Source organism: uncultured Arcticibacterium sp., from assembly GCF_964021845.1.
In the GTDB taxonomy this organism is placed as follows: domain Bacteria; phylum Bacteroidota; class Bacteroidia; order Cytophagales; family Spirosomataceae; genus Arcticibacterium.
This window is the reverse complement of sequence record NZ_CAXHZC010000001.1, coordinates 703,290-725,675: the sequence shown is the minus strand read 5'-3', so window position 1 is coordinate 725,675 and position 22,386 is coordinate 703,290. Positions and strand designations below refer to the sequence as shown.

Below are 22,386 nucleotides of genomic sequence, written 5' to 3'. Positions count from 1 at the left end.
AGTGAATACTCAATTATTTGCAGTTATTAAGTGCTTTTAATACTTCAGAGGTTTCAACTTTCACATCACTCTCCAAAAATTCCTTATTAAGGTATGTGGCCAGTTGGGCAATGTCTAAATTAAATAATTTAGGATTAGCGGGCATGGCTTGGTCATAAACTTGGCCATTAACAGAAACCTCTCCAGAAGCACCATTCTTTATAATACAAATAACGTGTTCAGTATTTTTTAAATGCTCATTATCCTTTAACGGCGGATATAAGTTACGAAGCCCCTCCCCTTTTTCACCGTGGCAGTTTGCACAGTTTTGTTTGTAAAGGCTCTCGCCATTGACCAAGTATATCTCATATTCCATTTCTTCGGAATCTGTACAGGCCATGGCTGCAAATAATAAACAGCAGTATATAGTAATATTTTTCAATCTTCTTCTTTTAAAAGTAATTCAATGTCTTTTATCAATTGATTCACTTGCTTCTCTTCAGTACCATCGTAAATACCCCTTATATGCCTTTCTCTATCAACCAAAATAAAAGCTCCGGAGTGTACAAAGCCTCCAGTTTCCATTGCAGTAAGCGTATCTTCCGCGGCAGGTACCATGTATGATTTTTCGGCTATTTCATAAATCTCATCTTGGTTTCCAGTAACAAATTGCCATTGCCTACCGGTAACACCAAGAGCAGCTGCATAATCTGCTAAAACAGTCACAGAATCATGGTAAGGGTCTATGGTATGTGACAGTATAGCCAAAGATTCATTCTCCATAAAATGCTCATAAACTCTGAGCATTTGGCTTTTCATAACAGGACAAATGGTAGGGCATGAAGTGAAAAAGAAATCTGTAACATATATTTTGCCATCTAAGTCGGCATTAGTTACGGTTTCTCCGTATTGATTAGTGAAACTAAAGCTAGGTACTTCATGGGGTACTTCTTTGCCGTTTTCGTCTAACGTAGTTCTACCCAAAACAGGTAATGAAGCTTCTTTAATTTGGCATGAAATTATACTAAACAACACAAAACCGAATAACCATATTTTTTTACTCATGTTCTTTCAAAAATTTATTCGCTTTGTCTATCGCTTGATTAGTAGCACTGCCAATTTCTTTAATTTCAGCGTTTAAGCTTTCGTATAATTTAAGCTTCTCCGATTTGTCTTCTATGTCATTCATAGCTACTCCAAATTCATCCATCCATGTATACATGGCGTCATTTGCGTCTATAAGCTCTTTTCCTAAGCCAATTGCAATGGTTTTCAAAGAATCCCCTTCTGGCAATTCATTGACTGATTTTAGTACTTCGCCCTTTAACTTAGGCAACTGCATACTTTTAGGCATTACCACATCATGACCTTCCATTAATTCCGCGTACACCGCTTCTATTTTTGTATCTTCTTCACTTGGTCCACATGCCAATAAAACGCAAGAAAATGACAGATAAAATAGTACTTTTTTCATTTGTATATAATTTATGATTGTAATAATTCCAGAGCACTCTGGATTGAGCTATCCGAAGGGTTATCTCCTCCAATCATCTTAGCTATTTCTAGAATACGCTCGTTTTCTTCTAATTTCTTGATACTACTAACGGTTCTGGCAGCAGTGTCGTTTTTGTAAACAAAAAAGTGTGAAGTTCCTTTTCCTGCTATTTGATGTAAATGTGTAATCACTATCAGTTGCATATTCTGACTCATTTGACGCATCAATTGACCCATTTTTATGGCTACTTCACCAGATATACCTGTATCTATCTCATCAAAAATAATGGTAGGCATTGCCGTCTTTTCTGCCAATATATACTTCAGCGACAGCATCAACCTAGAAAACTCACCACCGGAAGCTACCTTTCTAAGTCCTTGCAAGTCAAAACCTTTATTTCCTGAAAACAAAAATTGGACTTTATTGATGCCATTCTTGTCTAAAACTTGTTCCTCATTTTCTATTTTGAAATCAGCATTAGGTATTCCTAGTTCCTTTAATAAAGCCACTACCCTCTTTTGCAATGAAGGAATTACGGATAGCCTCTTTTTAGATAAAGATTGGCCCGTTTTAAGCACTTTGGCTTCAGCCTTTTCTAAGTTTTGCGTCAGCACCTTTAATTTTCCATCAAAATTGAGAACATCTTCCACTTTTAAGCTTAATGACTCTCTTATCTCAATAAGCTCTGAAATACTTTTAACACCATGTTTTTGCTGTAACCTGAAAATTAAGTCTAACCTACCTTTCAGTTTTTCTATCTCCTCTGGATTATGCTCTACATCTTCCTCATACTTTTCTACTTCATCGGCTATATCTGCCAACTCCACCTGCACACTTTGAAGACGCTTTTTTAGTTCTTCATAAACTTGTGAATACTTTACTATTGGATTTAACTGTACCACAGCATCTTGTAAAGCAGAAATAAGCGATTGTTCTGGATGGTTTAAAAGCATGCTAACTTGATTAAGTTTAAGCTTAACCTCCTCTGCATTTTCTAAAACATCTAATTGCTCTTGAGCAGTATCTTGCTCTTCTTCCTTTAAATTAGCGTCAGCTAGCTCTTCTAAAAGAAAACTATTGTAATCAAACTCCTTTTTGAGCTCAATAGCCTCTTGTGACAAATAATCCAAGGCTTTTTTAGCTGATCTATAGTCTTTGTAATCTGCCTTATAAGTTTTAATCAGAGCCTCATTTTCGGCAAAAGCATCTAATAAATCTAATTGATAATCCGACTCTCCTAAAAGAATAGAATCATGCTGAGAATGCACATCTAAAAGACGTTCACTAAGTTTCTTTAAAACATCTAGTGTTACTGGAGTGTCATTGACAAAGGCTCTAGATTTGCCCGAAGGAGCTATCTCTCTCCTAATAAGGCAAGGGTTTTCATAGTCCAAATCGGCTCTTTCAAAGAGTTCTTCTAATTGATAAGAACCAATATTGAAGGTACCTTCTATAAAGCACTTTTTTTCTTGATTATAAAGAGCTTTTCCGTCTGCTCGGTTTCCCATCAACAAGCCTAGGGCACCTAACATGATGGACTTACCTGCACCTGTCTCTCCTGTGACAATGTTCAGCTGGGCATCTGGAGATATTTCCAGATGCTCAATGAGTGCGTAATTTTTTATTAAAAGATGAGCTAGCATGGGCAGTTTTATTGGCTGCAAAGCTAGTCATTGAAGGTCTTCTTAGCAAAGAGCCATTCACCTATTTTAGAAGAATTTACACAGTTTTAAATCTTTGCGGCTATAACTTCTATTTCGATAAACTTATGAGGATTAACAAGCGTGGCTACACCAACCGTAGCTCTAACTGGTTTTGAGGGGTTATCATCTGTTCCGAAATACTGCTTGTACGCATTATTCCATCCCTTAAAATCGTATTCGCCAGTTTTAGAATCTGCCGAAACAAAGACTTTCATGGCAAAAACATCAGAGAGCTTCAAGCCTTCTTCTTCTAATGTTACTTTGATTTTTTCTAAAATACTTAAGGACTGCACCTCTGTGTTTCCGTACTTTTCATAATTACCGTCTTCTAAAGAATCTGATAGTGCAGAGGCTGTCAAACCGCTGGTATAAAAAAGAGAGGAGCCTTTAGGCAACTCAGCAGTCTTAGAGATTATAGACCACTCAGGTCCCTTTAAAATAGCTAACTGCCCCGAAACTTGATTTGTCATAAAAGAGACAAACATCAACAAAATCATGCTTTTTTTCACTTTAACAATATTAAATTTCATTATTCTTAAGTTTTCTAATCGATAATACTTTCTATCTCAAACTTAGTAAAATATCCTTTTGAAAAGCTACTATTTGACGGTAATTTCATGCATTCAGAAATAAAAAAAGCAAATAAAAGGCATGAAGAGAAGAGCATTTTTTCTTAAAGCAGGGTTGGCAGGTTTAGTGGTAGGAAACCAAGGGTTGACATCTTGTGTGACAGGACCAAAATTTTATGGTGACAAGAACTTCTATATTAATAAAGGGTATCAAACCATTCCGAAACTGAAATTATCAAAAGACAGGATAATTAAAGAAACGGTAGGTCTAAGACCATTTAGAGAATCTGGTCCAAGGGTGGAAAAAGAAATGCTTAATAATAAGACCATAGTACATAACTATGGCCATGGTGGAAGCGGTTGGTCGCTTTCGTGGGGAACTGGAAATCAAGCCCGTAATTTGGTCAAAACCACGAATGAGAAAAAAGTAGCCCTTTTAGGCTGCGGAACGGTAGGAATAGCCACCGCAACGCTCCTTCAAGAAAGTGGTTATGAAGTAACCATTTACGCCAAAGACGTACCACCAAACGTCACCTCTAACTTAGCCACAGGAACCTGGTCTCCGTCTTCCAGAGTATGCTCAGCAGAGAAAGCAACACCAGAAATTAAAGCAAATTGGGAAGATGCTTGTAAATTCTCGTTTAAGAGAATGCAAATGAGCCTAGGCCTAAACGATATTATAGACTGGGGAGACGAATATGTGGTAAGAAAACAAAAGCCTAGTGGCTCAAATACTGGCGGTGGACATGAAATGTTTCATGTAGATGGTTTAAACCCTGAGTGGAAAACATTGGCTCAAAAAGATCATCCTTTTAAAGCGGACTATGTAAGAAGAAGGAGTAATATGATTTTCAATATTCCTAGTTACTTGAATTTTCACCTAAATAACTTTCTTATTAGAGGTGGAAAACTAGAGATAAAAGACATAAAATCATTGGATGACATAGACGCTTTATCAGAAAAGGTAGTGGTAAACTGTATGGGCCTTGGTGCCAAAGCAATTTTTAACGACGATGAGCTTTACCCTATCTCGGGCCAACTATCTTGCTTAGTACCTCAAACTGAGGTAAACTATAAATTAGCAACTAATGGAGCCTACTTTATCACCAGAAAAGATGGCATATATTTGGGAGGAAGTGGCATAGTAAAAAGCTGGGATACCACGCCAAACCGTGAACTAACAGAAAAATGGGTAGATGTACTCTCTGACTTAATGCAGGAAATGAAGGGATGATTTTTTAAAGCGGCACATCATAGTTCATGTGTCGCTTTAAATTTTATTCTAAAAAACGAGATACTCTTCGTCTGTTTAAAACAAATCCCCTTGAAATAACATAAAAAACGGCCACCGAAATTAATCGATGACCGCTTTTAAACCTTAAACCGAATAGCTACTAAAGACCTGTGGCTACCGTAACAGCTCCACGTTCTTTTATGAGTTCGTTTCTTACTTCAGATTTTCTGTACAATTCTACAGGACTTAAAGCTCCGTTGTTTCTTAATCTTGCTTCTGCCACCAAAGCCCTTAAATCTGTTCTGTATGCATTTTGGAGAATCTCTTGTGCTTTTGTCACGTCGTTTTCTTCTTGTGCCTTTTCCAATGCTTTTCTATCTACTGATAAAGCCTGAGCATAGGCCAGCATGATGGCTTCTACAGATTGTAATAAGTCCTCTAAGGGGTCTTTTACGTTATGCGATGCGTCTATCATCCAACCCAAATCTTTGGCGTGATTCATACCTCTAGCGTCCATACCTTCCACTAATTCGTTAAAAATCAAGAATAATTGATAAGGCTTGACGCAGCCCGCTGTTAAATCATCGTCTCCGTATTTAGAGTCGTTAAAATGGAAACCGCCTAGTTTGCCTTCCATCAATAGTAAACCTACTATCTGCTCGATATTGGCATTTGGTAAATGATGCCCTAAATCCACCAAAGTTGAGGCTTTATCCCCTAGTTTTTTGACATAAGAAAACGACTGTCCCCAGTCTGCCACTGTGGTAGAATAGAAGTTTGGCTCGTAAGATTTGTACTCTAAAAACAGCTTCCAATCTGACGGAAGTGCTGCGTAAATTTCTTGTAAGCTTTCTAAGGTATTTTGATAAGCTTTTCTAAAATTCAGTTGACCAGGGAAACAAGAGCCGTCTGAAAGCCAAACCGTTAAAGATTTAGAACCTAGTCCTACCCCATGCTTTATTACTTCAATGTTATGGTCTACCGCTTGTTTTCTGATAGCTTTATTGACATTCTGAAGGGAACCAAATTTGTAGCTATGCTTTTGGTCTGCTTGGTCTTGAAAGGTATTTGAGTTTACCGCATCAAAAGCCAAACCATGCTCTCCTGCCAATGTTTTGATAGATTGATAATTCTCTGGAATATCCCACGGTATATGCAGAGATATGGCTCCTGAAGACTGATTTAGTTTGTGTAATAAACCTACATCTTCAATTTTCTCTTCCAATGAGCGTGGCTCCCCTCCTCCCGGAAATCTTCCAAACCTCGTTCCTCCTGTACCCAATGCCCATGAGGGAATAGCGATTTGAAACGCCATTAGTTTTTCTATGATTGCTTCGGTGTTTGCTACTTCTGAGGTAGTAAACTGAAGCTTATTTTCATGTTTGCTGAGTAAATCAGCATTATGATTCCCTATTAGTTCTTTGTTTAATTGCATCTTTTTTCTAAATAAATTTCCATTACCCTTCAATCAAATTCTACGCTGCCTTTGCCAGGCGGGCGATACTTTTTTACTGAAAAAAGTACCCAAAAAGCAAGCATCCTTCGTAACTCCCAAAATCAAAAATTAAAGAAGTATAAAATGTATGAACTCTAATTTTTGCTTTGCTCAAACAGCGAAGGCTGATATAAGGTTTATTATTAATTACCTATAAAAACCCATGGCTACGCCGCCATCTACATTAATGGAGTTACCAGTGCTTTTATTTAGCATTCCTCCTACCACTATGTAACAGGCGTTTGCTATGTCTTCTGGTAAAATAATCTCGTTTAATAATGTTCTTTTCGCATAGAAAGCTGGTAGCTCGTCTACAGTGATTCCGTAGGCTTTTGCTCTGCCTTCGCCCCAGCCACCTTTCCAGATATTTGAGTCTGAAATTACTGCATCAGGGTTTACCGTATTCACCCGAATTCCGTCAGGTCCTAATTCCGCTGCTAATAATCTGGTCAAATGAGCTTGAGCCGCTTTGGCAGAACCATATCCTGCATTATTTGGTCCGGCCACTACCGCATTTTTTGAAACAATATTCACGATATCGCCGCCAATGTCTTGTTTTCTTAAAACTTCTACAGCTGCTTTTGAAACAATAAACTGACCCTTTACCAGAATATCATAAAGCCTGTCCCATTCCTCCAAAGTATGTTCTGCTATAGGTTTTGATATGCTTATTCCTGCATTATTCACTACAATATCAACTCCTCCAAAAGCCAAAGCCGTAGCATTCATTGCCAAGTCGCTGCTTTCTTCGCTGGTTACATCTAAAAGTGTACTTGCCACAGCATCTTTACCAAATTCATTGATAAACTGCTCCACAGTTTCCTTAATTCTGTCTTCATTAATATCAGAGATAACTACGCAAGCACCTTCTGAAGCAAATTTTCGGGCGATAGCCTTTCCTATTCCTCCACCAGAACCGGTAACCAAAGCCACTTTTCCTGTCAATGCTTTTGGCTTAGGTCTTCTTTGAAGCTTGGCTTCTTCTAATAACCAATACTCAATATCAAAAGCTTCTTGACGAGGCAAAGACGTGTACTCAGAAACAGCTTCAGCACCCTTCATCACGTTTACCGCATTGATATAATATTCAGACGCCAGTCTTGCTGTATTTTTGTCTTTTGAAAACGTAAACATTCCCACACCAGGATATAAAATTACCACAGGATTGGCATCTCGCATAGCTGGAGAATTATCATGCTTACAGGTCTCGTAGTAGTCTGCATACATTTTTCTATACGCCTCAAAAGCTGGTAATAATTTGGCCTTTAGAGCCGCCAAGTCTGATAAATCTTCATCAGGAGCTAACTCTAGTACTAAAGGAGATATTTTGGTTCTCAAAAAGTGGTCTGGGCATGAAGTTCCCATTGGAGCAAGTCGCTCTAAATCATTTGAATTTATAAACTCCAATACATTAGGCACATCTGTAAAGTGACCTAACATTGGGTTTTTCTCAGAACAAAAACCACGTAAAACGGGAGCTATAGTCGCTGCTTGATTTTTACGAGAAACCTCATCTAAACTCTCTACTTTTTGGCCTCCAAAAACTGGTCTTTCTTTTCCGTAGTTTGATGCCAAATATTCGGCACATTTTTCAACTACTTCTAGTGTATTTACATAACTTTCATAAGAAGTATCTCCCCAGGTAAACAAACCATGAGAGCCTAACATAATGCCTTTTAGTTTTATCCCTTTGGCCAATGCCTCTTCTAAACACTCTCTAAGCTGAAGCCCCAAATCAAAACCCGGCCTTTGCCAGCCTACCCATCCTATTTCACCGTCAAAAAGTTCTTCCGTAATTTTTTTTCCATCCTTAGCTGCCGCAATAGCAATGGCCGCATCTGGATGCAAATGGTCAATATGTTTGAAAGGAAGAAAGCCATGCAAAGGAGTATCGATAGACGGTGCTTTAGATGCTAAATCGAAGATACAATGATTAAACAATGCCACCATTTCGTCTTCTTGCTCAATGCCTTTATAAACATGCTCCAAGTTCATTAAACGCTCCATGTATAAAGCAGCACAACCAGACTTTTTCAAAGTACCAATGTCGCCACCAGAGCCTTTAATCCACATTACGTCTACATCTTCTCCAGTTAATGGGTCTTTATCAACTACTTTAACAGAGGTGTTTCCTCCACCATAGTTGGTCAAGCGTAAATCTGCACCCAGTAGGTTAGAACGATAAATGAACAAATCTACCTCATTATCAATTTTTGAGGCTTCTTCTTCATCCCATAAATAAGAGACGTGTTTAAATTTTGACATTAAATTTTCGGTTTAAATAGTGTATTATTATTTCTTAATGTTGTGTAATTTCAAAGGCATAGTCTCCTGACTCCAAAGGAATTACTATATACTTACCTTCTTTGGTATGATTACTAATAGCTTGCCCACTTTCCGTTATTAACTCTGCTGTGGTGGCTGGTATATATAGTTTTGCTGTAGTGTTTGGTGGCACAGTGGCTTTGTAATACCATTTGCCATCGGCAGTTTCCCATGCACTTTTGATTCTTCCATAAACAGAATCATAATGTCCACTCGCATGAGTCATTTTTCCTGTAGGATCTGGCGTAGGTTTCAGCACAAAGTTCTTAAAGCCTGGCACTTCTGGGTCACGCTGAATGCCTAAAGAGTAATTATACATCCAAGCTGCCACCGAACCAAAAGAATAATGATTAAAAGAATTCATGCTATTATTCCCACCAAAACCATCTTCTACCGTGTAAGAATTCAATCTTTCCCAAATAGACGTGGCTCCATTTACCACAGAATATAACCATGAAGGATATGACTCCTGCTGAAGTAATGCGTAGGCCTCTTGGTCTTTCTCGTTTTCTGCTAAAGCTTCCATGATGGATGCTGTGCCTATGAAACCTGTCATTAGTGAATATTCAGGCAACTCTCGCCCTTGGTCATCAGTATTTTTCCTTTGAACGGCTTCCGTCAAATATTGAACAGCAAATGGCTTATTGGCTTCATTAAAAGTGCCCAAAGCCAAAGGAATAGCATAAGAAGCTTGGGTGTCAATCAAATCTCCCTTAGCTAGTTTACCTACTTTCTCTGCTTCGTTTGGTGGACCTATAAACATGGTTTTGACACCTGACCTAATTGTTCTATACGTTTCGGCATCAACATAAACCTCGTTAAACTTAGCTTTAATTTGTGCACTTCTTTTTTGATACTTATCTGCCTCTTTGTTTTGACCCAAAGCCTTCGCCATTTTAGCCACAATATCTAAATCATAGGCATAATATGACATCCAAAAGAGTGTGTTATCGTTCTTGTTTCCTTCCGGACTTAGCCAATCTCCCAATGGACCTTCATTTAAAATGCCTTGACTGTTTACTTTTGTTTCTAAGAAAGCTAGGTACTTTTTCATGGCAGGATAATGCTCTTTAAGGAGCTCTCTGTCGCCATATTGACGATAAGTTTCCCATGCTACCACTATACCCGCACTTCCCCAGAGCGTTCCGCCAAAACCACCACCCATAGGAGCTACATCCGGAAATCGGCCAGTTTCAAACTGTACATCACGCATATTTAGTAAGTGCCTTCTTAGAAACAAATCAGCATCGGTCAGGTAAGTGGCAGTTTTTGCAAATACCGAGATGTCACCACTCCAACCCATTCGCTCATTTCTGGCCGGCGTGTCAGTAGGAATTGACAAGAAATTACTTCTTAAAGACCATGTTATATTTTCCCAAAGCTTATTTACCTTTTCATTTGATGTAGTGTAAGAAGAAGCTAGTTCACTTACTGAGCTAATCACCATACCCTTTATATCTGCCACCGGAATGGCTGCATCTATACCCGTAATTTCAAGATAACGGTAACCATGAAAAGTAAACCTTGGCTGAATGGTTTCGTTGCCTCCTTTAAGAATGTACTTATCTTGTGTAAGAGCAGCTCTGATGTTCTCCATCATCACCATGCCCTCGTTTCCTTCATACTCCTTCAGGTCTGGATACTTTACCTCCGAATATCGAATAGCAACTACCTGCCCTTCTGTGCCGCCCTTCATGTTTATTTGAGGAAAACCCACCATATTTTGACCCATGTCATATACAAAGACTTTTGGTCTTACTTCCTCTACACTTACGGCAGGCATCACTTTTACTATGCTGGCATTATCGCCTAATTGCCCTATCAGTTGCTGATTATCATAATTTAGGCTGTATTTGTTTCCAAAAAAGTCAGCAAAATCTTCTTGGTATGCCGTGCCATCTAAAGGTACTTCTACGGCAGCTTTCCAGTTTGAACTATCATATTCACCGGTAGACCAACCTTCCACAGCGGCTTCTTTGGTAGCATCATAAACCTCTCCTTGGAAAAATGAACCATAGACTACAGGTCCTTCATTAAAAAACTGCCAAGATTCTGGACTAGAAACTACCGTTTGCTGCGTGCCATCTTTATAAGTCACCACAAGTTTTGACAATAAAGATTGGCGGTCGCCAAAGTAATTCCAGTTTTCACCAGAATAAGTAATATTTCCTGACCACCAACCTTCACTAAGCCATGCTCCTAAGACGTTTGTTTGACCAGAATTTAATTTCTGAGTCAAGTCATAGGTCTGATACATTTGGGTTTTGTTGTACTGCGTAAGTCCTGGGTTAAAATAGTCATTGCTAACTTTTTGACCGTTAAGGTACATTTCATAAATACCTCTCGCTGTCACATAAAGTCTTGCCTTTGCTATTTCCTTCTTTTCTAATTCAAAGCCTGTTCTGAGCATTGGAGCTCCATTTTTACTTGGGTCTGCCAAAATCACCTCACCACCACTAACCACATAGCTGTTGTTTTCAATGGCAATTTTATCATTTTTGAAAATGCTTTCTTTCTTTGACAAGTCTTCTTTAAAGAGCGTATTTGACGGCAGTCTAAAATTCTTCACCTCTACCTCTGAAAAAGTAGCTTTTTGACCTTCCGCCACTTTAAAGCCAATATCTGCCAACATCGGGAAACTGATATAATTATTCCCGCTACCTAGCGGATTCAGATTAATACCAGCAAAATCATAGATGGATGTAGCTGGAGCGTCTTTTTCTCCTAATATATTTTCCTTATTATTTCCGTCAAGGTAAATCACAAACAAGCCAAAGTTACACTCCGCAGAAATGGTGTGTTTTGCGTATTTATTAGATTGATTGATAAGTTTTCGAGGAATTTCTAAAATTTTATGCGGTATATTGGTAGAATCGGCTTTGGTATAACCAGCTCTATAAATATTTAATTTCGCCGTTCCTCTTGATGACTTTTCTAAGTCAGAAATATCTAACTCAAAAGCAACATAGGAATCGTTTTTGGCATTTGCCATGCCCATCAGGTTCAAATTAGCATTGATCAATCTGCTATCATTTCCTCCAAATAGAAACGCTGCTTTGTTAGATTTACTTTCGGCATCAAGTTGAATATCATACTGAAACTTGAATACCGACAAATAGTGGGGATAAAAGACTAAATCTTCATCGCCACCACCTATCCATTTGGCACCATCCCAAGCCGAAATATCAGGATTCATAAGCCCCGTTTCAAACCATGAAAATGTCTTAATTTCTTCTCCTTTATTATTCCAGACATTTAACTGCCAATCATACTTAGTAGTATGCTCCAAAGGACTCCCTTCATAAGCGATGCCATAAGAAATATCGGAATCTACCTTTTCAGTATCCCAAACGGTGTTTCCTTTTTCATCTGTAACTATTATTTGATAGGCTTCTTGGTACAGACCTCTTTCATTATTGACCACTTCCATTTGCCAGCTAAAACGCGGCTTCTCAATATCCATTCCTAAAGGCGTGGTTTGATATTCTGTTTTTAAATTGCTGATTGTTGTATTTTGATTACAGCTAATTATAAGGACACAAAAAAACAACAGGCTTAAAACTATATTCTTCATATTCGCTCGGGTTGAACAATAAATTTTATCAAAATGATAAATAATCTAGAAACTCCAATAAGATAAAACTAGGTATAATACAAAGTAATAGTACTTTTGAGATATAAACATTATCTATTCTGATAAATGTCTTATACTTTTTGATATGAAAACATTTAGGAAATATTACGATAATAATAAGGAGGATGTTAACAGTGACCTTGGAGTTAATATCCTAAATATTGGGCATCACTTGCATCCTAAAGACATTCCATACCCTGACCCTAAGCATCCTGATTCCTATTACTTTGAGTGGGAAAAAGGTCGGAGCTTAGAAGAGTATCAAATGCTATACATTCCTAATGGAAGTGGCTACTTTGAGGCCAACGGATTGAAGCCGCAAGAAATTTCGGCAGGGACTGTTATCTTACTTTACCCTGGTGTTTGGCACCGCTACAAACCCAATAAGAATACCGGCTGGGAAGAATATTGGATAGGTTTTTCCGGGAACTATGTCAATTATTTACTTCAACAAGAGTGCTTTAGTCCTCAAAACCCAATTATCAAAATAGGGTTTAACGCAGAGTTTACTAACACTATTTCTAAACTTAAAACTGCAACTGAAAGCAAGGATGACTCCTATAGAAAATTCTCCTCTTTTCTTTTAATTCAACTTCTCGGAATTGTCTATGCATCGGCTTTGATGACCAAAGAGAAGAAGTCTAGAAAGGAAACACTTATTGAAGAAATATTGGAAGAAGTTCATGAAAAATGGAATCAAAACATTGATTTACAGGAATTAGCAACCAAAAGAAATATAAGCTATGTTTGGTTTAGAAAAAATTTCAAGGAATTGACGGGAACCTCTCCAAATCAATATCATTTAATGCTCAAAATAAGAAAGGCAGAACAACAGATTCAAGAATCGAACCTTACGCTTTCTGAAATAGCCTATAACTCTGGTTTTGAATCAGAATCGTATTTTTCAAGAATATTTAAGCAGAAAATGGGTTATAACCCGTCTGAGCTACGGAAGCTTAAGATTTAATCAATTCTTGCCATTTTTTATAAGTTGCTTTTATCTGCTCTTTTTCTAAATCTGGCTCTACCCTATGCTTATTCTTTTGACAAAAACCTTTAAGCTGTTCAATATCTTTATAAACACCACTTTTTAATCCTGAGAGGTACGCTGCACCCAAAGCTGAGATGTCAGCTATTTTTTGAATTTCTAGCGGTATCTCTAGCAAGTCCGTGATGAAATTTAGCACAAACTGATTTTTAGTTAAGCCGCCATTTACTGCCAAGAACTTCAATTTGGCTTGCATGTCTTCCTCCATGGCAGCCACCACGTCTTTAATTTGATAAGGAATACTTTCTAAAGCCGCCCTTACAATATGGTTCTTAGAGGTTCCAAAAGTCATTCCGTGAATGGATGCCTTTCTGTCCATTTGCCAGTGGGGTGCTCCTAGTCCGCTAAATGCAGGAATGAAGTAAACGCCGCCATTATCCTTTACTGATTTTGCCATAGCTTCCGTTTCTGCAGCCTTGGCAAATAGATTTAATTCACTTTTCAGCCACTCAATGGTTGAGCCACAAGCCACAATAGCTCCTTCTAAGGCATATTGAATTTGGTTTTCTGTACTCCAACAGATGGTGGTAAGCATCCCAAAATCTGACTTTATCGGTTTGTCGCCAATATTCATCATGATGGAGCTGCCTGTTCCTAAAGTGGCTTTTGCTGTTCCTTTTTCAAAACATCCTTCGCCGAATGCTGCGGAGTGCGAGTCTCCTATTAGGGCAGTTATTGGAATTTTATAGGACGCAGATGACGCGGATTTACTAACGCAGATTTTTAAAGAACTGCGAAAATCTGCGTTTCCGAAGGAATCAGCGTCATCTGCGTTCCATTCGAAGTACCAATCACCAAAATTTGAAGAAGAGGAACATACTTCTGGTAAATTAAGATTTTGTAGTCCCCACAATTCAAGAATTTCAGCATCCCACTTTAGTTCGTTGATATTATAGAGTAAAGTTCTAGAAGCGTTTGTGTAGTCTGTTTTAAAGGATGCTCCATCTGTCATTTTATAAAGCAACCAGCAATCTACCGTACCAAAATACACCTCGCCTGCTTCTACCCTAGCCTTTAGGTTTTCATCATCTTTTAGTAACCAAAGCAATTTTGTAGCAGAGAAATACGGGTCTATGATTAAACCCGTTTTCTCTTTTATGAGGTCGTTTTGACCTTTTTCGATTAAATCCTGACAAATTTGAACCGAACGTTTATCTGACCAAACTACCGCCGGGCTTAAAGCTTTTCCTGCCTTATCCCAAAGGACAAATGTTTCTCTTTGATTACTTATACCCGCTGAACAGATATCTGTAACCTCTAATCCTTGATTTTTAAAATTAGAAAGACAATCTGCCACTGAATCTAGCACATTTTCAAAAATACCTTCTGGGTTTTGCTCCACAAAACCTTCACCAAAATAGCTGGTTTCTAATTCAGTGAAACCTTTTGCCACAAGCTCCGAGTTTTCATCAAATATGATGCTTTTGGTGCTGCTGGTTCCTTGGTCTATGGCTAGGACGTATTTCATTTTCTTTAATATTTATTAACTCGCTTTCTCTATCACACGTTTTAAGTACGCTGATTACGCTGATGCCGTGCAACGCTGATTTCATTTCCAAGGAAATCTGCGTTTTTTAATCCGCGTCATCCGCGTCCCATTAAAAAAGAAATTAGTCCTTCTTCTTATTAGCATTATCAATAATCACAGCAAGAAGTATCACTAAACCTTTCACCACTTGTTGCCAAAATGGAGACACGTTTAATAAGACCAAACCATTATTTAGCACACCAATAATAATTGCTCCTATGACAGTCCCTGTTACAGAACCAACGCCACCCGAAAGTGACGTACCGCCAATTACTACCGCCGCTATGGAATCTAACTCGTAACTCATTCCTGCATTTGGCTGGGCAGAGTTTAACCTTGACGTTACCAAAACACCACCAATGGCCGCCATGGTACCTGCTAATCCGTAAACTTTAAGTTTTACAGAGTTAACATTAATCCCTGAAAGGAAAGCCGCTTTTTCGTTTCCTCCTATGGCATAAATATGTCTTCCGAAACTTGTCTTTTTTGTGATAAAAATCATCAGCACCACTACTATAACAGAAATCCAAACGGGAACTGGAATACCTAAAAGCCAACCTGAACCAATAAACTCAAAACTACTTCCCAAATTAGAAATAGGGATACCTTTTGAGTAAAGCATGGTAGCTCCTCTGGCTATGGTTAGCATGGCAAGGGTAGCTACAAATGGAGGCACAGAAAATTTGGTTATAAACCATCCATTAAGCAGTCCAAAGACCGTCCCCACTACCAAGGCGGCCAAAACAGCTCCTAAAACTGTGAAACCCATGTGTACCCCAAAAGGCTCTAGTGCAACGCCATACTTTAACAAGCCAGCACATATTACCGAAGAAAAAGCTAAGATGGAACCGACCGATAAATCTATACCTGCCATGAGTATAACCAGCGTCATACCTACAGATATACAGACATTTACGGATATTTGACGAAGTACATTCCATAGGTTTGTACCTGTTAAAAACTTATCTGAAAGGATGCTTATCACTAAACAAAGGATGAATAGTCCGATAAGCGATTGTGATTTTTTTAATAGTTCTTTGTTCATATAGCAGCTTTGAGAAGTAGGTCTTCGGTGGCTTCACTTGCAGAAAACTCTGCGTTTATTTTGCCATCCGCCATTACTAATATTCTATCTGACAGGGTCAATATTTCTGGTATTTCTGAAGAGACTAAAACAACACTTAAGCCTGTTTTTGCCATCTCTTTTATTAAATCGTAAATCTCTTTTTTAGCATTGATATCAATACCTCTGGTAGGTTCATCCAAAAAGAGAATCTTAGGATTTGTTACCATCCATTTAGCTAAAACCACTTTTTGCTGGTTTCCGCCACTGAGGTTTTGGCATTTCTCTTTTTCTGAAGGTGTTTTAATTTTAAGGCTTTTAATAAATCGCTTAGCTATGCCACTTTCCGACACGGCGTTTAATAAATCAAAGCCAGCTAATTGAGTCAAACTAATGTTTTCGGAGATATCCATCCCTAAAACTAGGCCTTCCTTTTTTCTGTCTTCTGTTACAAAAGCTATCCCCTTGTTAATGGCATCTTTAGGCGATTTGACTAAGGTCTCTTCCCCTTCTACACTTAAAGTATAAGTGCTTTTGGTAGCATTTAGACCAAAAATAGTTTCTAACAACTCCGTTCTTCCAGCTCCCATTAAACCAAAAAAACCAAGTATTTCTCCTTTGCGAAGCTCAAAAGAAATATCAGAAAGTAGGTATTGACCTTTTAGAGTAGGGTGTTTTAAAAACAGATTTTCAAGCTTAAGAATCACTTCCTCTGAAGTGAAAACACCTTCTTTAGCCATAATATTGACATCACGCCCCACCATGTCACGCACCAGCCGCTCTTCTGTAGAAGACGCCATTTCGCCAGCACTTATGGTACAGCCATCTCTCAGCACTGTGAAATAATCGGCTATTCTGAAGAGCTCGTCCATCTTATGAGAAATATAAACGATGGTTTTATTCTCTTTTTTAAGATTGCCAATTATTCTGTGTAGGTTATCAATTTCCTTATCGCTGAGAGCTGAAGTAGGCTCATCCATGAAAATATACTCGGCATTAGTGAGTAAAGCTTTGGCTATTTCTACCAATTGCTGTTCGCCAATTTTCAGTTTATTGACAAGCGTATTTGGAGAAATGTCTAAATCAAGCCTCTTTAAAACAACCTTAGTTTCTTCATTCATTTTACTTGAATTCAGAATACCAAAGTCGTTGCTAATTTCTCTTCCTAAAAAAAGATTTTCCGTAATGCTTAAATGCGGAATCAGATTTAACTCTTGATGAATAATGGCAATGCCTGCGTCTTGAGCTTCTCTTACGCTTCCAAACCAGACAGAGTGGCCCTTCAGCTGAATATCACCTTCAAACTGCGTATAAACGCCAGAAAGTATTTTCAATAAGGTTGATTTACCAGCTCCATTTTCTCCTAAAATGGCATTGACTTTACCTTCATGAAAGTCTAAGCATACATTATCAAGGGCTTTGACACCAGGAAATTGTTTCGATATGTTTATAGCTTTTAACATCTATTTTTCTATCAAAACTGGTAATATTTCTAATTGTGTATTTAGTGGCTGACCTTTAGTCAGCTTCAGTGCTCCTTCTACTTTAATAACATCACCTACTTTAATTTTTTGAACCGCCTTTGGCAATTTCTCTTCTCTAACAATTGTATTTAAAGCTTCAGAAAGTTTATTAAAATCTGCATTAGTTTTATAATCTGTCAAAGCCACCAAACCTGAGGCATCTCTAATGGCATTTCCAAAAATAAATTTGGTTTGCACCGCGATAGATTCGCCTTCATCTGTCTGAATCAAAATTTCTCCATCATTGATGCGAAGCACTTTTCCAGCTACATTGACCATAAAATAGGCCGATTCACCAATTCCAAGACGGTTGCCGAAATTAGCGAAAGCCGAATCAGACTGCGTGCTTAAAGCTGCTTTCAAGGTACTTAAATCTGTAGCGGTGTTTTCAGCAATGATGCCCTCGTAAAGCTGCGTAGCTTTTGCATTAAAATCTATGGTGTCGGCATCTTCACTTTTCATTTGGTCTAAATCGGTAAAGTAAACCGAGTTATAAGCCAGAAAAAGTAGCAGGACTAAACCTATGCCGTATTTGATATTCTTATTCATACCTTAAAATTGAGCAGCGTTTGATGCATTAATTAGGTTAACTTCTACAGGTACTCTTTGCGGAAAAACTGTTCTTCCTTTTATAAACTCATCCGCAAATTTGGCGGCAGTTTCTGCCATCACTAAAGGATGCTGTAAGCCCGTAGCCACTATTTTCCCTTCTTTAATTTTCTCAATCACTTCACCTGCTCCATCAAAACCAAAAACCTTTACTTTTTCCGCTTTTCCTGCTGAAAGTAGAGCCTGATAAGCACCTAAGGCCATGGCATCATTCCCACAGAAAACCGCATCAATATCCGGATTAGCCTGCATCACGGTTTCTAAAACCTCCATGGCTTTGTTTCTATCAAAGTCAGCTGTTTGCTGAGCCACCATTTTCAAACCAGGAAACTTATCAACCACCGAATGAAAACCGCCGGAACGAGCCCAAGTATTGTTATCACCCACCAAGCCCAAAATTTCTACATAAGTGCCTTTCTCATTTAAAGCTTTTACAAACTCAATTCCTACATCTACACAGCCAGAATAATTATCAGAAAGTATTTGACATGTAGCGGCATCATCTGCATTTACCTCCCTATCCATACAGAAAACAGGAATGCCAGCTGTTTTAGCTTTTAAGATGTTGACAATAGAGCCGTCAGCATCAGTTGGATTAAAAAGGATGGCGTCAAAACCTGATGAAATCAAGTTTTCAAAATTATCCGACTCCGTAGAAGGATTATTCTGCGAATCAAAAATCTTAGCTTCATAGCCTAAGTCCGAAGCATTTTTAGCTGCAGCTTCAGCTAAAACCACAAACCAAGGATTATTTAAGGTGGAAATAACCACAGCAATTTTAGGCTTTTCTGCTTCTTTATCTCCCCGACAAGCCGCTAGCATCATGGCACATAGTAATGCCATTAAGAGTGTTTTTATTTTCATATTTCAATAGGTTTTCTCTCACAAAAGAGAAATTAAAGCCCAAGGGTTATTTGGGCAATACAGTCACTATAATTCTCTTATATCTAGACAAAGCAGGTTCGCCCTTATCTGTCAATTTCAATATAAAATGCAACGTTTCTTCTTTATCTACATCTGGAGCTAGCACACTAAATTTGTGAATATTTTCCGCTCCTCCCGTTTTCACTAATTTCTTATAAGAACCTGCCTCAGGATAATGAAACCAAAGAAAACTCAAGTTGTCACCATCAGGATCCGTGCTGTCATAGGCATCTAAGTTAATCATTTGCCCAGAATTCACTGTAAACCTTTCAGGGTGAATTAAAACTGGCACTGGTGGGTGATTAGCTTTTTCATAAGACATAAAAGTCCAATCTAATCTGGCGGCAAAATCATTTTGAAAATCGTCTCTCCAACGCCATAAAGTAGCTTTATAGTCATCAAAAGCTATGGTATCTGGCTTTACAGCACGCCCATATTCTTTAGCTACATAGGGAGTAAAGGCATCATTAGCGTTAGTCCAGATGGGTCTAGTTTCTGGTGCAATACTTACGATAGAACCTCCCTCTTTTGTTTTTGAAAAATCAGGCTTATAAAGCTCATAACGGCCACCCCATGCTCCCCATTCTGGATGCTCCGCATAGTTCAGCCCGTTTGGAATTAAAGAAAGAAATGCTGGCGTATCCCCTTCTACCCCCCAAGCTACATCAGGGTATTCAGCCCCTAAAGGACCGTGGTTTTGTTGTATATTCTCCGAAATCCAGTCGTTGCTAATTTCTGAATTGTCAATCCCTTTTACAAAAGTGTTAATACCTGTCCAAGTAGCATCTCCATAATTATCTCCTGGACTTACGATGTAAAATACATCTGGAAAGTTATTTCTAATCCAAATACCGCTATCGTCTTGGTCTGAAATAGTATAAACTCTAATTTTCGAAATGAGCCTTTTGGCTTCCTTGGCACTTTTTGTTTCCTTGATTTTATATAAGGACTGGGCTAAAGTATTTACACCTCCCCATGTTGATATCCATAGCGGGCGGTCGTCATTTTCTTCTAAAACTTTTATAATTAAGTCTGAACCTTCAGAGTCCATGCCTTCTCCCACTCCTTCCATACCATATTTTGGTAAACCATTTTTCACCAAACTTCTCATAAAATCTGTACTTGGATAGCCTTCTTCATGCTTTAAAAGATTTGGCTGAACTTTGGCGTAAGCATCAATAAGCTTGTGAATAGACTCAGGATGTATATTTTTAGTTTGCCAGCAAGATGTAGTGGCCACAATACCTTTAATATCAATTTGATTGGCATATAAAAAAAGACGAATCAATGATTGAGTATCATCTGGGTCAGCTTCTATATCGGTCAAAATAATTACTCTATTCTTCTCTAAAGATTGCCCAAAAAGGCTACTTAAAAACAAAGAAAGGAAGGCTAGCAAAAGGTATTTTCTCATAATTTCAATAGGGTTAAATCACTTTTTTATTAAATCTAGGGCTGTTTCTGTCAATCCTTTTGCCGAGATACCATAATGGTCAAAAATCTCTACCTGAGAACCTGAAACCGTATGGTCATCTGGTAATCCTACAATCCTAAATGGATTAGAAAAACCATTTTGCATCAATAAAGAAGCTACAGATTCTCCCAAACCACCATAGATAGAATGTTCTTCTGCTGTGATGATAGGTTGACCGGCTTCGGCTATCTCAAAAATCAATGCTGCATCCAAAGGTTTGATGGTATGCATACTCACCACTTTACAGTTTATTCCATGTGTTTCACTTAAAATTTGAGCGGCAGCTTTACAAGGCAAAACTGTTTCTCCATTTGCTATAAAGGTCAAATCTGCTCCTTCTCTAAGTACTCTACCTTTGCCAATTTCAAACTCATTAGCATTACCAAGCACATCATCTTTGAGATTTTCTGGCATGTTTTTCTTCCCAAATCTCAAATAAATAGGCGAATCCATTTCCACTGCCTTTCTTACTAAAGCTTCGGCTTCTAAATTATCTGCTGGAGCCACTATAGTAATGTTATTTATAGCCCTAAGCACCGCAAAATCATGCAAACTATGATGCGTAGTACCTAATGCTCCGTAACTAATTCCTGCACTTATACCAACAAGTTTTACAGGATTACCTGAATAGCATACGTCGTTTTTAATTTGCTCCAAACTCCTTGCGGTCAAAAAACAAGATGGCGAAACGGCAAAGGCTTTTTTACCCATGCTTGCTAATCCAGCAGCTACACCTACTAAGTTTTGCTCTGCTATTCCTACCTCAACCACTTGGTCTGGATACTTTTGAGCAAAAGGCACCAACTTACCAGAACCACGGGAGTCGCTAGTAACTATTAAAATATCCTTATCGTGCTCCGCCAATGCTTCTAATGTTTCAGAAAACACCACTTGATTGGCTTTTTTGTTTGCTATAACAGTTTCCATACTTTAAATTAATTCAAGTTCACGCTGTGCTAAATCGTATTGCTCTTCAGACGGCACTCCATGATGCCATTTGATGGTATTTTCCATGTAACTTACTCCTTTACCTTTAATGGTATGAGCTATCACAAAAGAGGGCTTTCCTTCCTCAAAAGGTAGATTATTCAATGTTTCAGACAACTCATCCAAATCATGACCATCTACATGTTTCACAGCCCAGCCAAATGCTTCCAGTTTTTTATCAAGAGGCTCTAAACCTACCACATCGGCATTTGGTCCCGTTATTTGAAGTTTATTATAGTCCAAAATGGCACAGAGATTATCTAGCTTATTATGAGCAGCAAACATAAATGCCTCCCAGTTTGAACCCTCGGCCATTTCGCCATCTCCTAATACTGTGAAGACTTTTACTTTTGACTTATCTTTTTTAGCCGCCAAAGCCATTCCTGAGCAAATAGACAAACCATGACCTAAGCCACCGGTGTTTTGCTCCATGCCATTAATGCTGTTGGTAGGGTGCCCTATGTAAGGAGAGTTGTATTGACAAAGTGTCAATAAATCTTCTTCTGGATAAAAACCTTTATCGGCCAAAACCACATATAATGCTTCTACAGAATGTCCTTTACTTTGAACAAATCTATCTCTGTCAGGAGATTTGATATTCTCAGGACTAACATTCATTACATTATTATAGAGAACATTAAGAATATCGACAATGCTTAAGCTACCACCTGTGTGACCTGCCTTTGCATTGTATATATATTTAAGCACCTTTTGACGGTACTCTTTAGACTTTTGCTTTAATTCTTGTGTTGTCATTTTTTCTTTCTTTCGATTCTTTTAGGACGCAGATTTCGCG

The 22,386-nt window shown here is 38.3% G+C and carries 18 protein-coding genes; 2 read left to right on the top strand and 16 right to left on the bottom strand.

What is annotated here, in order from left to right:
• Nucleotides 1-13: 13 nt before the first annotated feature.
• The 5 genes from AADJ06_RS03035 to AADJ06_RS03015 all read right to left on the bottom strand — a co-directional run bounded on the left by AADJ06_RS03035 (nt 14) and on the right by AADJ06_RS03015 (nt 3,707).
• A complete protein-coding gene (locus AADJ06_RS03035) occupies nt 14-421 on the bottom strand; it encodes a cytochrome c (protein ID WP_341224923.1) in 408 nt (135 codons plus the stop codon).
• On the bottom strand, nt 418-1,044 hold the full coding sequence (locus AADJ06_RS03030; protein ID WP_341224922.1) for an SCO family protein: 627 nt from the start codon (nt 1,042-1,044) through the stop codon (nt 418-420). Before AADJ06_RS03030 ends, AADJ06_RS03035 begins: the two co-directional genes overlap by 4 nt.
• Nucleotides 1,037-1,453 (bottom strand): hypothetical protein, encoded by a 417-nt coding sequence (locus AADJ06_RS03025; RefSeq protein WP_341224921.1) that lies wholly within the window; start codon nt 1,451-1,453, stop codon nt 1,037-1,039. Before AADJ06_RS03025 ends, AADJ06_RS03030 begins: the two co-directional genes overlap by 8 nt.
• A gap of 11 nt (nt 1,454-1,464) precedes the next feature.
• On the bottom strand, nt 1,465-3,117 hold the full coding sequence (gene recN / locus AADJ06_RS03020; RefSeq protein WP_341224920.1) for a DNA repair protein RecN: 1,653 nt from the start codon (nt 3,115-3,117) through the stop codon (nt 1,465-1,467).
• 86 nt (nt 3,118-3,203) lie between these two features.
• Nucleotides 3,204-3,707, bottom strand: coding sequence for a Rid family hydrolase (locus tag AADJ06_RS03015; RefSeq protein WP_341224919.1), 504 nt, complete (start codon nt 3,705-3,707; stop codon nt 3,204-3,206).
• 121 nt (nt 3,708-3,828) lie between these two features.
• Between AADJ06_RS03015 and AADJ06_RS03010 the strand changes: the two genes are divergently transcribed.
• Complete coding sequence (locus AADJ06_RS03010; RefSeq protein WP_341224918.1) at nt 3,829-4,980, top strand: FAD-dependent oxidoreductase; 1,152 nt, start codon at nt 3,829-3,831, stop codon at nt 4,978-4,980.
• Nucleotides 4,981-5,140: 160 nt separating this feature from the next.
• Here AADJ06_RS03010 and AADJ06_RS03005 read toward each other — a convergent pair whose 3' ends face one another.
• The 3 genes from AADJ06_RS03005 to AADJ06_RS02995 all read right to left on the bottom strand — a co-directional run bounded on the left by AADJ06_RS03005 (nt 5,141) and on the right by AADJ06_RS02995 (nt 12,374).
• A complete protein-coding gene (locus AADJ06_RS03005; protein WP_341224917.1) occupies nt 5,141-6,415 on the bottom strand; it encodes a sugar isomerase in 1,275 nt (424 codons plus the stop codon).
• 207 nt (nt 6,416-6,622) lie between these two features.
• A complete protein-coding gene (locus tag AADJ06_RS03000) occupies nt 6,623-8,740 on the bottom strand; it encodes a bifunctional aldolase/short-chain dehydrogenase (RefSeq protein WP_341224916.1) in 2,118 nt (705 codons plus the stop codon).
• Between the two features lie 34 nt (nt 8,741-8,774).
• Complete coding sequence (locus AADJ06_RS02995; protein ID WP_341224915.1) at nt 8,775-12,374, bottom strand: family 78 glycoside hydrolase catalytic domain; 3,600 nt, start codon at nt 12,372-12,374, stop codon at nt 8,775-8,777.
• A 145-nt stretch (nt 12,375-12,519) separates the two neighbouring features.
• Between AADJ06_RS02995 and AADJ06_RS02990 the strand changes: the two genes are divergently transcribed.
• Complete coding sequence (locus tag AADJ06_RS02990) at nt 12,520-13,401, top strand: AraC family transcriptional regulator (RefSeq protein WP_341224914.1); 882 nt, start codon at nt 12,520-12,522, stop codon at nt 13,399-13,401.
• Here AADJ06_RS02990 and AADJ06_RS02985 read toward each other — a convergent pair.
• The 8 genes from AADJ06_RS02985 to AADJ06_RS02950 form a co-directional block, all read right to left on the bottom strand.
• Complete coding sequence (locus AADJ06_RS02985; protein ID WP_341224913.1) at nt 13,391-14,950, bottom strand: FGGY family carbohydrate kinase; 1,560 nt, start codon at nt 14,948-14,950, stop codon at nt 13,391-13,393. The genes AADJ06_RS02990 and AADJ06_RS02985 overlap by 11 nt on opposite strands.
• A gap of 142 nt (nt 14,951-15,092) precedes the next feature.
• Nucleotides 15,093-16,055 (bottom strand): ribose ABC transporter permease, encoded by a 963-nt coding sequence (gene rbsC, locus AADJ06_RS02980; RefSeq protein ID WP_341224912.1) that lies wholly within the window; start codon nt 16,053-16,055, stop codon nt 15,093-15,095.
• Entirely contained in the window at nt 16,052-17,536 is a 1,485-nt protein-coding gene (locus tag AADJ06_RS02975) for a sugar ABC transporter ATP-binding protein (protein ID WP_341224911.1), read from the bottom strand. Before AADJ06_RS02975 ends, rbsC begins: the two co-directional genes overlap by 4 nt.
• Nucleotides 17,537-18,145, bottom strand: a complete 609-nt coding sequence (locus AADJ06_RS02970; protein WP_341224910.1) for a DUF2291 family protein — start codon at nt 18,143-18,145, stop codon at nt 17,537-17,539.
• A 3-nt stretch (nt 18,146-18,148) separates the two neighbouring features.
• A complete protein-coding gene (locus AADJ06_RS02965; RefSeq protein ID WP_341224909.1) occupies nt 18,149-19,069 on the bottom strand; it encodes a D-ribose ABC transporter substrate-binding protein in 921 nt (306 codons plus the stop codon).
• Nucleotides 19,070-19,115: 46 nt separating this feature from the next.
• The gene (locus tag AADJ06_RS02960) at nt 19,116-20,543 is read right to left on the bottom strand and encodes a nucleoside hydrolase-like domain-containing protein (RefSeq protein WP_341224908.1); all 1,428 of its coding nucleotides are present in this window, start codon (nt 20,541-20,543) and stop codon (nt 19,116-19,118) included.
• Between the two features lie 18 nt (nt 20,544-20,561).
• The gene (locus AADJ06_RS02955; RefSeq protein ID WP_341224907.1) at nt 20,562-21,530 is read right to left on the bottom strand and encodes a transketolase C-terminal domain-containing protein; all 969 of its coding nucleotides are present in this window, start codon (nt 21,528-21,530) and stop codon (nt 20,562-20,564) included.
• A 3-nt stretch (nt 21,531-21,533) separates the two neighbouring features.
• The gene (locus tag AADJ06_RS02950; RefSeq protein WP_341224906.1) at nt 21,534-22,346 is read right to left on the bottom strand and encodes a transketolase; all 813 of its coding nucleotides are present in this window, start codon (nt 22,344-22,346) and stop codon (nt 21,534-21,536) included.
• Nucleotides 22,347-22,386: the final 40 nt, after the last annotated feature.